Origin of the sequence: Streptomyces sp. NPDC056479 (genome assembly GCF_042795335.1) — a bacterium.
Taxonomy (GTDB): domain Bacteria; phylum Actinomycetota; class Actinomycetes; order Streptomycetales; family Streptomycetaceae; genus Streptomyces.
In genome coordinates this window covers 66,086-79,454 of sequence record NZ_JBHTRZ010000004.1, presented here as the reverse complement: position 1 = coordinate 79,454, position 13,369 = coordinate 66,086, and the positions used below count along the sequence as shown (strand labels likewise).

At 69.4% G+C, this 13,369-nt stretch carries 12 protein-coding genes; 5 read left to right on the top strand and 7 right to left on the bottom strand.

Annotated elements, in window-relative coordinates:
* Window positions 1-40: 40 nt before the first annotated feature.
* Together ACFQ6S_RS16880 and ACFQ6S_RS16875 are read right to left on the bottom strand one after the other, a co-directional pair.
* Entirely contained in the window at window positions 41-664 is a 624-nt protein-coding gene (locus ACFQ6S_RS16880; protein WP_383409488.1) for a DUF305 domain-containing protein, read from the bottom strand.
* Window positions 661-1,326, bottom strand: coding sequence for a DUF3105 domain-containing protein (locus ACFQ6S_RS16875; protein WP_383409485.1), 666 nt, complete (start codon window positions 1,324-1,326; stop codon window positions 661-663). The genes ACFQ6S_RS16880 and ACFQ6S_RS16875 overlap by 4 nt, the downstream gene beginning before the upstream one ends.
* A gap of 172 nt (window positions 1,327-1,498) precedes the next feature.
* Between ACFQ6S_RS16875 and ACFQ6S_RS16870 the strand changes: the two genes are divergently transcribed.
* Window positions 1,499-1,933 carry an RrF2 family transcriptional regulator gene (locus ACFQ6S_RS16870; protein ID WP_383411248.1) on the top strand — a complete coding sequence of 145 codons (435 nt, stop codon included), beginning with the start codon at window positions 1,499-1,501 and terminating at the stop codon, window positions 1,931-1,933.
* Window positions 1,934-1,946: 13 nt separating this feature from the next.
* On the opposite strand, the gene ACFQ6S_RS16865 is transcribed toward ACFQ6S_RS16870, so the two are convergent.
* Entirely contained in the window at window positions 1,947-3,146 is a 1,200-nt protein-coding gene (locus ACFQ6S_RS16865) for a globin domain-containing protein (protein ID WP_383409482.1), read from the bottom strand.
* A 338-nt stretch (window positions 3,147-3,484) separates the two neighbouring features.
* Here ACFQ6S_RS16865 and glnA point away from each other — a divergent pair, with 338 nt between their 5' ends.
* The 3 genes from glnA to ACFQ6S_RS16850 all read left to right on the top strand — a co-directional run bounded on the left by glnA (window position 3,485) and on the right by ACFQ6S_RS16850 (window position 6,656).
* Entirely contained in the window at window positions 3,485-4,846 is a 1,362-nt protein-coding gene (gene glnA, locus ACFQ6S_RS16860) for a type I glutamate--ammonia ligase (protein ID WP_383409479.1), read from the top strand.
* A 236-nt stretch (window positions 4,847-5,082) separates the two neighbouring features.
* Entirely contained in the window at window positions 5,083-5,916 is an 834-nt protein-coding gene (locus ACFQ6S_RS16855; protein ID WP_383409477.1) for a PIG-L family deacetylase, read from the top strand.
* Window positions 5,917-6,248: 332 nt separating this feature from the next.
* Window positions 6,249-6,656 carry a hypothetical protein gene (locus ACFQ6S_RS16850; RefSeq protein WP_383409474.1) on the top strand — a complete coding sequence of 136 codons (408 nt, stop codon included), beginning with the start codon at window positions 6,249-6,251 and terminating at the stop codon, window positions 6,654-6,656.
* 266 nt (window positions 6,657-6,922) lie between these two features.
* Here the strand turns inward: ACFQ6S_RS16850 and ACFQ6S_RS16845 are convergent, their stop codons facing one another.
* Both ACFQ6S_RS16845 and ACFQ6S_RS16840 read right to left on the bottom strand, forming a co-directional pair.
* On the bottom strand, window positions 6,923-7,366 hold the full coding sequence (locus ACFQ6S_RS16845; RefSeq protein WP_383409471.1) for a VOC family protein: 444 nt from the start codon (window positions 7,364-7,366) through the stop codon (window positions 6,923-6,925).
* A 2-nt stretch (window positions 7,367-7,368) separates the two neighbouring features.
* On the bottom strand, window positions 7,369-7,890 hold the full coding sequence (locus ACFQ6S_RS16840; RefSeq protein ID WP_383411245.1) for a pyridoxamine 5'-phosphate oxidase family protein: 522 nt from the start codon (window positions 7,888-7,890) through the stop codon (window positions 7,369-7,371).
* Window positions 7,891-8,126: 236 nt separating this feature from the next.
* Between ACFQ6S_RS16840 and ACFQ6S_RS16835 the strand changes: the two genes are divergently transcribed.
* A complete protein-coding gene (locus ACFQ6S_RS16835; RefSeq protein ID WP_383409468.1) occupies window positions 8,127-11,126 on the top strand; it encodes a bifunctional [glutamine synthetase] adenylyltransferase/[glutamine synthetase]-adenylyl-L-tyrosine phosphorylase in 3,000 nt (999 codons plus the stop codon).
* A gap of 19 nt (window positions 11,127-11,145) precedes the next feature.
* Here the strand turns inward: ACFQ6S_RS16835 and ACFQ6S_RS16830 are convergent, their stop codons facing one another.
* Window positions 11,146-12,099, bottom strand: a complete 954-nt coding sequence (locus ACFQ6S_RS16830; RefSeq protein ID WP_383409465.1) for a phosphatase PAP2 family protein — start codon at window positions 12,097-12,099, stop codon at window positions 11,146-11,148.
* A 142-nt stretch (window positions 12,100-12,241) separates the two neighbouring features.
* The gene (locus ACFQ6S_RS16825) at window positions 12,242-13,276 is read right to left on the bottom strand and encodes a LacI family DNA-binding transcriptional regulator (RefSeq protein WP_383409461.1); all 1,035 of its coding nucleotides are present in this window, start codon (window positions 13,274-13,276) and stop codon (window positions 12,242-12,244) included.
* Window positions 13,277-13,369 lie beyond the last annotated feature (93 nt).

The following is a 13,369-nucleotide window of genomic DNA, read 5'->3' as shown; positions in this document are numbered from 1 at the left end:
CAAGGCCATTTCAACGGCCGGCGGCAGGGCTGTGGAAGGGCTACGGCCGTGGCTCGGCGCCCCGCTCCTTCAGCATGCCGGCCATCAGGTCGATCTCCGACCGCTGACCGTTCACCATGGTCTGCGCGAGCCGCTTCTCCACGCCGACCTCGCACTTGTCGAGGCAGCCCTCGGCCATGTGGATGCCGCCCTTGTGATGGGCCGTCATCATCTGGAGAAAGAGGACCTCGGCCTGCTTGCCGCTGAGGGTCCCCAGCTTCTTCATCTCCGTGTTGGTCGCCATGCCCGGCATCAGCGCCCCGTCCTCGCCGGAGGCCATGCCGCTCATGCCCATCCAGGTCATCGGCGCGTCCGACGACACCTTGGGCAACTTCCACAGATCCAGCCAGCCCAGCATCATGCCGCGCTGGTTGGCCTGCGTCTGCGCGATGTCGTACGCCAGGCGCCGCACGTCCTCGTCATCGGTGCGGTCGCGCACGATGTACGACATCTCCACGGCCTGCTGATGGTGCACCGCCATGTCCCGCGCGAACCCCGCGTCCGCCGAGTCGGCGCTCGGCGTATCGCTCGAACCGCCGTCCTCGGCGATGGAGTAGGTGAGCGCGCCGACCGCGACGAGCACGGCCGCCGCTGTCCCGGCGATCCAGCCGACGTGCTGCTTCACTCCGACAGACCACCCGTGCACGCCGCGCCCGGCTCGGGCGTCTGCTCACCCTGGACGTACTTCTCGAAGAACTTCCCGACGTTCGGGTCCTTCGCGCTCGTCACGGCGCGCTGGTGGCCCCACGCGGTGAGCATGATCGGGTCCTTCTGCTTCTCGTCCGGGCTCATCAGCGTGTACGGCGTCTGCTTGACCTTCGCCGCCAGCGCGTCGATGTCGGACTTCGACGCCTTGCTGGTGTACGTCACCCAGACCGCGCCGTGCTCCAGCGAATGCACGGCGTTCTCGTTCTTGAGCTCCTTGGTGTAGACGTCGCCGTTGCAGTTCATCCACACCTGGTTGTGGTCGCCGCCGACCGGGGGCTCGGAGCTGTAGCTCACGCTCTTGGCGACATGGGTGCGCCCGAGCGTCCCCTTCCAGGTCCGCACACCGTCCGTGCCGGTGACGAACTTGCCGGAGGTCTTCTTGTCGGCCTGGGCCTTGTCGCTGTCGTCGGACTGCGACTGGACGAGGACGACTCCGCCGACCACGAGACCGACCACGACCACCACGCTGGCCGAGACGGTGAGGATGCGGTTGCGGCGCTCACGGGCACGCTCGGCACGTCGCATCTCCTCTATTCGAGCCTTGCGTGCCGCGTTGCTCTGGTTCTTGGCGGAGCCCATGAGTGTTGTCCTTCTTGGCAAGGGACGGTCGGGTCCGCTGATCGTAATGGGGAAGCTGTGACTTCTCGTAGAGAGGGCTCGGGAAAGGCCGGATCGGCACGATCCCGTCCACCGGCGCTCGTCGGCCGACCGATATTTTGAACCGTGGATGCGCATTATCTACGCTGCCCGTATGCGGCTGCTGCGCTCCACCGACCTGGCACTGCGTCTCCTCATGCGGCTCGCCGTCCTGGGGGACGCGACGCCGACGACCCGCGAGGTCGCGGCGGACATGGAGGTGCCGTACACACACGCCGCCAAGGTCGTCGCCGAGCTCCAGCACATGGGGCTGGTCGACGCGCGCCGGGGGCGTGGCGGCGGGCTGTCCCTCAGCGACAAGGGCCGTACCGCGTCGGTCGGCACGATCGTGCGCGCCTTCGAGGGGGACGGCGACGTCGTCGAGTGCGAGGGCGACAACCCCTGCCCGCTGCACTCCGGATGCCGGCTGCGCGGGGCGCTGCGGCGGGCCCAGGAGGCATTCTTCGCCTCGCTGGACCCGCTGACGGTGGCCGATGTGACCGCGGACCCGACCGGGCCGCTGCTGCTGCAGATCGGCCGGCTGCCCTGACGGCCGGTACGGCTCAGCCCTGCTGCGCCAGCCAGAGGTCCGGCCCGAACACCTCGTAGTGGATGTCCGCCGGTGCCACCCCCTTCCCGATCAGCTGCGCCCGCACCGCCCGCATGAAGGGCAGCGGACCGCACAGATACGCGCGCGTGCCGTTCGGTACGGCGATGCCGGCGAGGTCGACCAGGCCGGTGCGGTGGGATTCCTCGGTGTCGTCGGCGCCGGTCTCGTACCAGAAGTGCAGCGACGCGTCCGGCAGCTTCCCGGCGTACGCCTCGTGATCGGCGCGCAGGGCGTGCTCGGCGGGGGAGCGGTCGCCGTGCACCACGAGGACCCGGCCCTCGTGCCCGCGGTCCGCGAGCTGCCCCAGCATGGCGACCATCGGGGTCACGCCGATGCCGGCGGAGGCGAGGAGAAGCGGTACGCCGGCCCCGCCCTCGCCGAGCACGAGATCGCCGTACGGCGCCGACAGGCGCAGCCGGTCACCGACGTGCACGCGCGCGTGCAGGTGGTTCGAGACCTCGCCGTCGGGGGCGGCCCCGCCGTGCACCCGCTTCACGCTGAACTGGCGTAGCGGTGAGCCGGGCGCGGCGGAGAGGCTGTACTGGCGTATCTGCCGGGCACCGTCCGCCAGCTCGACCTGGACCGAGACGTACTGCCCCGCCCGGAAGTCCGGCACCGGGCCGCCGTCGGCCGGGCGCAGCCGGAAGGTGGCGACGTCGGCGGTCTCCTCGACGCGCCCGACGACCTCCCACTCCCGCAGGCCGCCTCCGCCGCGCTCCTCGTACAGCCGCTTCTCGATCGCGACCAGCGCGTTCGCCATCAGCCAGTAGACCTCGTCCCAGGCCGCCGCGACCTCGGGTGTGACGGCCTCGCCGAGCACCTCGACGATCGCGGCGAAGAGGTGCTCGTGGACGAGGGCGTACTGCTCGGCCGTGACACCGAGGGAGGCGTGCTTGTGGGCGATGCGGGCCAGCATCGCGTCGGGCCGCTCGTCGGGGTGGTCCACCAGGTAGGTCGCGAACGCGGCGATCGACCCCGCGAGCGCCTGCCGCTGGGTGCCGGCCGCCTGGTTGCCGCGGTTGAACAGGTCGCGCAGCAGCTCGGGGCGGGCGGCGAACAGCCCGGCGTAGAAGCGCTCGGTGATCTCACCGATCGCCCCTGCGACGACGGGGAGGGTGGCGCGCACGGTGGCGGCGGACTGCTCGGACAGCATCGGGTCTCCTCGGGTTCGACCGGGCGGCGTGAGGTCGGCCGCCCGCCCATCATTAAAACTTGCATCTGAGATGCAAATTAAAGCGGGGTGGGTCCTGAGGGGCCGGGCATTACGGATGTCGCTCCAAGCAGGCAAGATGGGCGACGGAGCAGCGCACCGAGAGCGCGGGCCGGGACGGGACACTTGCCGTAGGCCAGGCGTTCGGCCCGAGGTCGCCGCGGCGATCAAGGTCCGCAACGCGCATGAAACGGTGTTGTGGTGTGATGCTCAGGTGCCCGACCGCCTCCTGCGGGACTCGGAGACAGGCGGCCTGACCAGCAAGGATGGGGAAGCGGAAGATGGACAAGCAGCAGGAGTTCGTGCTCCGGACCTTGGAGGAGCGCGACATCCGGTTCGTACGCCTGTGGTTCACGGACGTGCTGGGCTTCCTCAAGTCCGTGGCCGTGGCCCCCGCAGAGCTTGAGCAGGCCTTCGACGAGGGCATCGGCTTCGACGGCTCGGCGATCGAGGGCTTCGCCCGCGTATACGAGTCGGACATGATCGCCAAACCGGACCCGTCGACGTTCCAGATCCTGCCGTGGCGCGCCGAGGCGCCCGGCACGGCCCGGATGTTCTGCGACATCCTCATGCCGGACGGCTCGCCGTCCTTCGCCGACCCGCGCTACGTCCTCAAGCGGGCCCTCGCTCGCGCCTCCGACCTGGGCTTCACCTTCTACACCCACCCGGAGATCGAGTTCTTCCTGCTGAAGGACCGGCCGCTGGACGGCTCACGGCCGACGCCCGCCGACAACTCCGGCTACTTCGACCACACCCCGACCAACGTCGGCATGGACTTCCGCCGCCAGGCGATCACCATGCTGGAGTCGATGGGCATCTCGGTGGAGTTCTCCCACCACGAGGGCGCACCGGGCCAGCAGGAGATCGACCTGCGCTACGCCGACGCCCTGTCCACGGCCGACAACATCATGACGTTCCGCCTGGTCATGAAGCAGGTGGCGCTGGAACAGGGCGTCCACGCGACGTTCATGCCGAAGCCGTTCTCCGAGCACCCGGGGTCCGGCATGCACACCCACCTCTCGCTGTTCGAGGGCGACCGCAACGCCTTCTACGAGTCCGGCTCGGAGTACCAGCTCTCCAAGGTCGGCCGCTCCTTCATCGCCGGTCTGCTGCGGCACGCGGCGGAGATCTCCGCGGTCACCAACCAATGGGTGAACTCCTACAAGCGCATCTGGGGCGGCTCCGAGCGCACCGCGGGCGCCGGCGGCGAGGCGCCGTCGTACATCTGCTGGGGCCACAACAACCGCTCGGCCCTGGTCCGCGTCCCGATGTACAAGCCCGGCAAGACCGGCTCGGCGCGGGTCGAGGTCCGCTCCCTGGACTCCGGCACGAACCCGTATCTGGCCTACGCCGTCCTGCTGGCCGCCGGCCTCAAGGGCATCGAGGAGGGCTACGAGCTGCCCCCGGGCGCCGAGGACGACGTCTGGGCCCTGTCCGACGCCGAGCGCCGGGCGATGGGCATCGAGCCGCTGCCGCAGAACCTGGGCGAATCGCTGTCCCTGATGGAGCGCAGCGACCTGATCGCGGAGACGCTGGGCGAGCACGTCTTCGACTTCTTCCTGCGCAACAAGTGGGCGGAGTGGCACGAGTACCGGTCCGAGGTGACGGCGTTCGAGCTGCGGAAGAATCTGCCGGTTCTGTAGTTCTCGATTCGACGAGTGGGGCTGACGGTGGCTGACCGTCGGCCCCACTGCGGTTCGGGGTCCCTGGGCCGTCTTTGGGCCGTCAAGCAGTCCCCCGTGGGCAGTCAGTTCGAGATCCTCGGCGAGACCTGGCCAAGCCGGGAACAGCCGGTCCCGCCCGCACGGTTGCATCAACCGAGGGACCGGCCCCGCAAGGGCGGGGGACCAGGACGTACTTCTGCAGAAGGACTGTTTTCATGACTGACCGGCCGTTGACGCTCATGGCAGTACACGCCCACCCCGACGACGAGGCCACCGGAACCGGAGGGGTCCTCGCGCGGTACGCGGCGGAGGGCATCCGCACGGTTCTCGTGACGTGTACCGACGGCGGTTGCGGTGACGGTCCGGGGGGTGTCAAGCCGGGCGATCCCGGGCACGATCCGGCGGCGGTCGCCTTGATGCGCCGTCAAGAACTCGAGGCGAGTTGTGAGGTCCTGAAGGTCAGCGACCTGGAGATGCTGGACTATGCCGACTCCGGAATGATGGGCTGGCCGAGCAACGAGGCCCCCGGATCCTTCTGGCAGACCCCCGTGCAGGAAGGCGCCGCCCGCCTCGCGGAACTCATGCGGCACTACCGGCCCGATGTGGTCGTCACCTACGACGAGAACGGCTTCTACGGCCACCCCGACCACATCCAGGCCCACCGCATCACGATGGCGGCGCTGGAGATGACCGCGCTGACACCGAAGGTGTACTGGACGACGATGCCCCGCTCAGGGATGCAGCGGTTCGGGGAGATCATGCGCGAGTTTCATCCGGACATGCCGGAGCCGGATCCTGCCGAAGCCGCCGCGATGGCCGAGATCGGCCTCCCCGACGATGAGATCACCACGTGGGTGGACACCACCGCGTTCAGCGGTCAGAAGTTCGATGCGCTGGCCGCGCACGCCAGTCAGGGCGAGAACATCTTCTTCCTCAAGATGGGCAAGGAGAGGTTCGGCGAGCTGATGGGCGTGGAGACCTTCGTACGAGTCCAGGACACCACCGGCGCAGCCGTACCCGAGAAGGACCTCTTCGCCGGACTGCGTTGATCCGCCCGACGGGATCCCCTACGCCCTCGCTGCGGCTCACCTGCACCTTCCCGGCCAAGTCGAACAACCTTTTCACCCCAGTACCGGAAGGACGAGACCGAGTCATCGCGTCCCACGGCGCATCCCCGCCGGTGCTATTGACCCGAATTGCGCACCCTCCATCCATAGGGAAAGTTGCAGCGGCGCAAATTTCACGAATCACTCCGCTACTTGGAATCTATCGGTCCATTTGTGTTTGAGTAGCCGAAAACCGCACTTGTGAGTCCTTTCGGACCCACATAGCGTGAGGCGGGCTCATTCAAGAAGGGCCGAAACCGAACAGAGGAGAACTCGTGAAGTCTCGTTTCCGCATGGCGGTCACCGCCGCTGCGGTGTCACTGGCGGCATTCGGTGCGGTGGGCGTCTCCACTTCACCCGCGGCAGCGGCTACGGCAACCTGTTACGGATACACGGGAAACTTCAACGAATACGGCGCGGACTTCGTCGACTGGCAGTACGGGCCGGACGAGTGCTTCGGCGTGGCGCCCTCGGGAACGATCTGGCACACCTGGTCAGGCGCGGGGGGCTGGAAGGAAATGCCCGGCAACGGCAGAGCCCTGGCCGTGGTCGCCTACTTCGAGAGCTCCGCCGGAAAGGCCGTCAAGGTCGTCACGGAAGCAGGGAACTACTACTGCAACTACGACGACTACGCGACCAATACGTGGGGCGGTTGGTACGGCACGAACACCGACCACTGCTGAATCAATGAAATCCGTTCCCGGGTGGTTGTCGCAACCGCCCGGGAACGAGCATTGCGACGCGATTTACTCCGTGTTTCCCTGACGGAATTTCACCGGACTGTACGGCGCGTTGCGGGTCTGCGGGGAGACCGGTTTTCCAACGGGGGCTGATTACGGAGTTCCTCCGTGATCTTCGGCGGAGGCCCCGTGGGGCGCGAGGTGTGGTGGCCGGCGGGTGCGGCCCGTGGAGGACCGCTCGCGCGGTTCCCCGCGCCCCTTCGGGGCGGCTACTGATCCGCCTGCTTCGACAGGAGCTCGTGCAGAGGCTCCGCAGCCCTGCGCCGGTACTCCTGGATCGACCAGCCGTTGCCGTCGGGGTCCTTGAAGTACATGAACGTGGCACCGTCGTCGGGGGCGTACTGGACCGGCTCGGAGATGTCCAGGCCGCGCTCGACCAGTTCCGCATGGGCCGCCTTGATGTCGGCCACGCAGAGCTGGAGGCCCTGGTAGGAGCCGGGCTCGGGTACTGTCTCGCCCTTGGTCATGTCCCAGATGCTGTCGCCGAGGGCGATCGAACAGCCGGAGCCCGGAGGCGTCAGCTGGACGATGCGCATACCCGGCATGACCTCCTGGTCGATGTCGACGTGGAAGCCGACCTTGTCCCGGTAGAAGTCACGGGCCCGGTCGATGTCGGTCACGGGCAGCGGGATCACTTCGAGGGTGAAGTCCATCGCTAGTCCTCCATGGTGAAACGCCAGCGGGTCTGGCTGAACGGCTCACCCTTACCGAAGCCGAAAACCGTCCGTGGCGCCACCGAAAAGACATAGGCGAAACCCGCTCCGTGGTGGAAGCGTCCGTCGGCCACCTCGAAGTGCCAGAAGGCGCCGTACTTCGCCTCCCACCCGGCGGCCAGCTCACGCAGCCGCGCGTCGTCGGTGATCCGTACCGCCTCGCCCTCGACCACCAGGTCGTACCCCTTGTCCCAGGTGTTCGTGCCGGTGGTCAGGACGACGTCCGGATTCAGCGCGAGGTTCCTCGCCTTGCGCTCCTCCGGGCCCGTGCAGAAATGCAGCGCGCCCTGCGACCACACCGCGGGCAGCGGGGTCACATGCGGCCGCCCGTCCGGCCGTACCGTCGAGATCCAGAACAGCTCGGCCTCGGCCAGCCGCTTCTCGGCCTCGGCCCACGGCGTCGCGGTGGCCGTCTCGTCGCTGTAGCGCGCGTCCAGCCGGGTCTGCGGTTGCTTGTCGGTCATCCCGGTCATCCCGGTGCTCCCGGTCATCTCACTCATCGGACGCCCTCCAGATGTGTCGCCGGACTTCTCGCTCGATACTTCTTGTTCGAGACTCATCGTTCGAGACTTCTCGTTCGACAGGGCAGACCGTCCGGACCGCCCGAACTCATCGGCGCCACGGCCAGGTACTCGGGCTAGGCTCGACCGGTACGACCTTGATCGGGCGCGTACGACCCCGATCGGACGGGAGGGCGAGCATGACGGCGCCGGGGCGCAGGAGCAGTACCTTCACACGGCTGCTGCGGCACGGATTCACCGACCCCTCGGCCGCCGAGCGGCTCCTGGAGAGCGCCGAGCTCGCGCCGATCAGGAACGACCCGGTGCTGCTGGAGGCCCTCGGCGGCGCCGCAGACCCGGACCTCGCCCTGCACGGCCTGGTCCGGCTGACCGAAGCACAGCCCGGCCCCGCCGCCCAGCGGGAACTGCTCGACACCGTCATAGCGGCCAAACCCCTGCGCGACCGGCTGCTCGGCGTGCTCGGCGCCTCCTCCGCGCTCGCCGACCACCTCGCCCGGCACCCCGGCGACTGGCAGGCGCTGGTCATGTACGAACCGCGGGATCTGCACCCCGAGGTGGAGGAGTTCGAGCAGGGCCTCGCCGACGCCGACGACCCGGTGTCGCTGCGCGTCTCCTACCGGCGCTGCCTGCTGTCCATCGCCGCGCGCGACGTGTGCGGCACCGCCGACGTGGCCCAGACCGCCGCCGAACTCGCCGACCTCGCCACCGCGACCCTGCGCGCCGCCCTCGCCATCGCACGCGCCGCCGCCCCCGAGGACGCCGCACAGTGCCGGCTCGCGGTGATCGCGATGGGCAAGTGCGGCGGCCACGAGCTCAACTACGTCTCCGACGTCGACGTCATCTTCGTCGGGGAGACCGCCGACGGCGCCGACGAGGCCAAGGCACTGGGGTCGGCCACCAGGCTCGCCTCGCACATGATGCGGATCTGTTCCGAGACGACCGTCGAGGGCTCCATCTGGCCCGTGGACGCCAATCTGCGACCCGAGGGCAGAAACGGTCCCCTGGTGCGCACGCTCAGCAGCCACCTCGCCTACTACCGGCGCTGGGCCAAGACCTGGGAGTTCCAGGCGCTGCTCAAGGCCCGCCCGGTGGCCGGCGACATCGAACTCGGCGAGGAGTACGTCGCCGCGCTGGAGCCGCTGGTCTGGACGGCCGCCGAGCGGGAGAACTTCGTCGCCGACGTGCAGAAGATGCGGCGACGGGTCGTCGAGAACATCCCGGTCGCGGAGCTGGACCGGCAGCTGAAGCTGGGCCCGGGAGGGCTCCGGGACGTCGAATTCGCCGTACAGCTCCTGCAGTTGGTGCATGGCCGGGACGACGCCTCGTTGCGCAGCGGTACGACCCTGGACGCGTTGCAGGCGCTCGCGGCGGGCGGGTACGTCGGACGGGCCGACGCCGCGCAGCTCGACACCGCCTACCGCTTTCTGCGCTCCATGGAGCACCGCATCCAGCTCTACCGGCTGCGGCGCACCCACCTGGTGCCCGAGGACGACGTCGATCTGCGGCGCATCGGCCGCTCGCTCGGGCTGCGTGTCGACGCGGTCGCCGAGCTGAACCGCGAGTGGAAACGGCACGCGAGCGTCGTACGACGGCTGCACGAGAAGATCTTCTACCGGCCGCTGCTCGACGCCGTGGCCCAACTCGCCCCCGGCGAGGCCCGGTTGAGTGCCGGAGCGGCCCGGGAGCGGCTGATCGCGCTCGGATACGCCGATCCGGCCGCCGCGCTCAGGCATCTGGAGGCGCTGGCCTCCGGGGTCACGCGGAAGGCGGCGATCCAACGCACGCTGCTGCCCGTGCTGTTGGGGTGGTTCGCCGACTCGGCCGATCCGGACGCGGGACTGCTGAACTTCCGGAAGGTGTCGGACGCGCTCGGCAAGACCCCTTGGTATCTGCGGCTGTTGCGGGACGAGGGGGCCGCCGCCGAGAACCTCGCCCGGGTGCTGTCGGCCGGCCGGCTCGCCCCCGACCTGCTGATGCGGGCACCGGAGGCGGTGGCGCTGCTCGGTGACGGGGACGGCGGGAGCGGGCTGGACCCCCGTTCGCAGGGGCACCTGGAGCAGGAGATCCTCGCGGCGGTCCGGCGCGCGGAGGGTGCCCTACAGGCCGTCACGGCGGCGCGTGGGGTGCGGCGCCGGGAGCTGTTCCGTACCGCCGCCGCCGACATCGTCGACTCCTACGGCACCGAGACGAAGCCGGCGGAGGCCGATCAGGGTGCGCTGGTGAACCGGGTCGGGGGCGCGGTCTCGGATCTGACGGCGGCGACGCTGGCGGGGACCCTGCGGGCGGTGGTCCGGGACGGGTGGGGCGACACCCTGCCCACCCGGTTTGCGATCATCGGCATGGGGCGGTTCGGGGGGCACGAGCTGGGATACGGCAGTGACGCCGACGTGCTGTTCGTGCACGAGCCGCGCGACGGCGTCGACGACCATGAGGCCGGGGTGGCCGCGAACCGGGTGGTCGAGGAGATGCGGCGGCTGCTGCAGATTCCCAGCGCCGATCCGCCGTTGCTGATCGACGCCGATCTGCGGCCCGAGGGGAAGTCGGGGCCGTTGGTTCGCACACTGAACTCGTACGCGGCGTACTACCGGCGGTGGTCGCTGGTGTGGGAGTCGCAGGCGTTGCTGCGGGCCGAGCCGGTGGCGGGGGACGAGGATCTGGCACGTCGGTTCATCGACCTGATCGACCCCCTGCGGTATCCCCCCGAAGGGCTCGGCGAGGACGGCGTGCGGGAGATCCGGCGGCTGAAGGCGCGGATGGAGTCCGAGCGGCTGCCGCGGGGCGCCGACCCCAAGCTGCACACCAAGCTCGGGCCCGGCGGGCTCTCCGACGTCGAGTGGACCGTGCAGCTGCTGCAACTCCGGCACGGGTGGGCCGAGCCCGGGCTGCGGACGACCCGGACGCGCGAGGCATTGGCGGCCGCCTGTGCGGCCGGGCTCATTCCGGGGGAGGAGGCGGCGATCCTCGACGAGGCATGGGTGCTGGCCACGCGGGTGCGCAACGCCGTGATGCTGGTGCGGGGGCGGGCCGGGGACACGTTTCCCTCGGACAGCCGGGAGCTGGCCGCGGTGGGGCGTTACCTGGGGTACGAGCCCGGTCACGTGGGCGACATGCTCGATGCGTACCGGCGTACCGCGCGGCGCGCTCGGGGGGTTGTGGACGAGCTGTTCTACAGCGGGTGAAACAGGGGCCGGCCGGCGCCTACGGTTTCGTGGTGGGTCTGGGCCGGGCCGGGGAGTGTCCGTCCTCGGCCGGACGGTCGCCGTCGGGCGTGAGGTGCCGTTCGTCGGCGCCCGCCGCCGCGGGCGCCCGTTTGCGGCCCGCCTTCCGAGGCTGGGGCACCTGCCTCGGCAGGGCGTACGGGAGCGCTCCGTACCAGACGCGTGCCACCGCGTAGCCGAAGGCCAGGCAGAGGAGGCCGCCCACCGCGTCGAGCCAGAAGTGGTTGGCCGTCGCCACGATCACCAGCAGGGTGGCGGCGGGATAGAGCAGGCCCAGGACGCGTACCCAGGGGACCCTCGCCAGGGCGAAGATCGTCAGGCCGGACCAGACGGACCAGCCGATGTGCATCGACGGCATCGCGGCGTACTGGTTCGACATGTTCTTCAGGTCCCCGGACGCCATCGAACCCCAGGTGTCGTGGACCAGGACCGTGTCGATGAAACCGGTGTTGGTCATCAGCCGTGGGGGAGCGAGCGGGTACAGATAGTAACCGACCAGGGCCACACCTGTGGTCGCGAAGAGGACCAGGCGGGAAGCCGCGTAGCGGCCGGGGTGGCTGCGGTAGAGCCAGATCAGGACGCCCAGGGTGACGATGAAGTGCAGCGTCGCGTAGTAGTAGTTCATGCCGACGATGAGCCAAGTCACCGAGTTCACGGCGTGATTGACCGACTCCTCGACCGCCATGCCGAGGCTGTGCTCCAGCCTCCACAGCCAGTCGGCGTTGCGCAGCGCCTCGGACTTCTGCTCCGGTACCGCGTTGCGGATCAGTGAGTACGTCCAGTAACTCACCGCGATCAACAGGATCTCGAACCAGAGGCGAGGGCGGCGAGGGGCGCGCAGTCGGCGCAGCGGACCCCGCCCCGTCTCTTCCGCGACAGGGTGCGGGACGGCCGCTTCGCGGCCTTCCAGTGTCGTCACGGTCGTGTCACCCATAGGCACAGAGTCTGCCAGATAAGCCTTCCCCGACCGATCATCCCTCGGACGGGTTCAGGACGCACGTTCTACAGCGGACGTATCGCCCCATTCTCCTACCAACGCACGGGCGGACGCGCCTATTCTCCGTCTCGCGGACGACTTAGGGACGAGTTCTGTCCCCGGGTGCCGAGGCCGTGGAACCGCGCACCACCAGCTCCGGCATGAACACGAACTCGCTGTGGGGCGCCGGAGTCCCACCGATCTCTTCGAGGAGGGTGCGCACCGCGGCCTGGCCCATCGCCGGGACCGGCTTGCGGACCGTGGTCAGGGGCGGGTCGGTGAAGGCGATCAGCGGGGAATCGTCGAAGCCCACCACCGAGATGTCCTTGGGGACGTCCAGGCCGAGCTGGCGGGCCGCCCTTATCGCGCCCAGCGCCATCATGTCGCTGGCGCAGACCACCGCGGTGCAGTCGCGGTTGATCAGGGCCGTGGCCGCCGCCTGGCCGCCCTCGAGCGTGTACAGGGAGTGCTGGATCAGTTCGCTCTCGATGACGTCCGTCGGCAGGTTCAGCTGGTCCTGCACCGTGCGGACGAAGCCCTCGATCTTGCGCTGGACCGGGACGAAGCGCTTGGGGCCCAGCGCCAGGCCGATACGGGTGTGGCCCAGCGACGCGAGGTGCGTGACCGCGAGGTTCATCGCCGCGCGGTCGTCGGGGGAGATGAACGGCGCCTGGACCTTGGGGGAGAAGCCGTCCACCAGCACGAAGGGGACGCCCTGGGCGCGCAGTCGCTCGTAGCGCTGCATGTCGGCCGTGGTGTCGGCGTGGAGGCCGGAGACGTAGATGATGCCGGCCACTCCGCGGTCGACCAGCATCTCGGTGAGCTCGTCCTCGGTGGACCCGCCGGGGGTCTGGGTGGCCAGCACCGGCGTGTAGCCCTGCCTGGTGAGCGCCTGGCCGATGACCTGGGCCAGGGCCGGGAATATCGGGTTCTCCAGCTCCGGGGTGATCAGACCCACCAGGCCCTCGCTGCGCTGGCGCAGCCGCACCGGGCGCTCGTAGCCGAGCACGTCGAGTGCGGCCAGCACGGACTGGCGAGTGGTGGCGGCGACGCCCGGCTTGCCGTTGAGGACGCGGCTGACGGTCGCTTCGCTCACCCCCGCCTGAGCAGCGATGTCGGCAAGCCGTGTGGTCACGGCACTGGACTGTACCGGCCGTATGTCGCCTTGCACACCAATCGGACGCCGTGGGCGACCTATTGATCGTCCGCGCCCGGGCTGCTGCGTCAT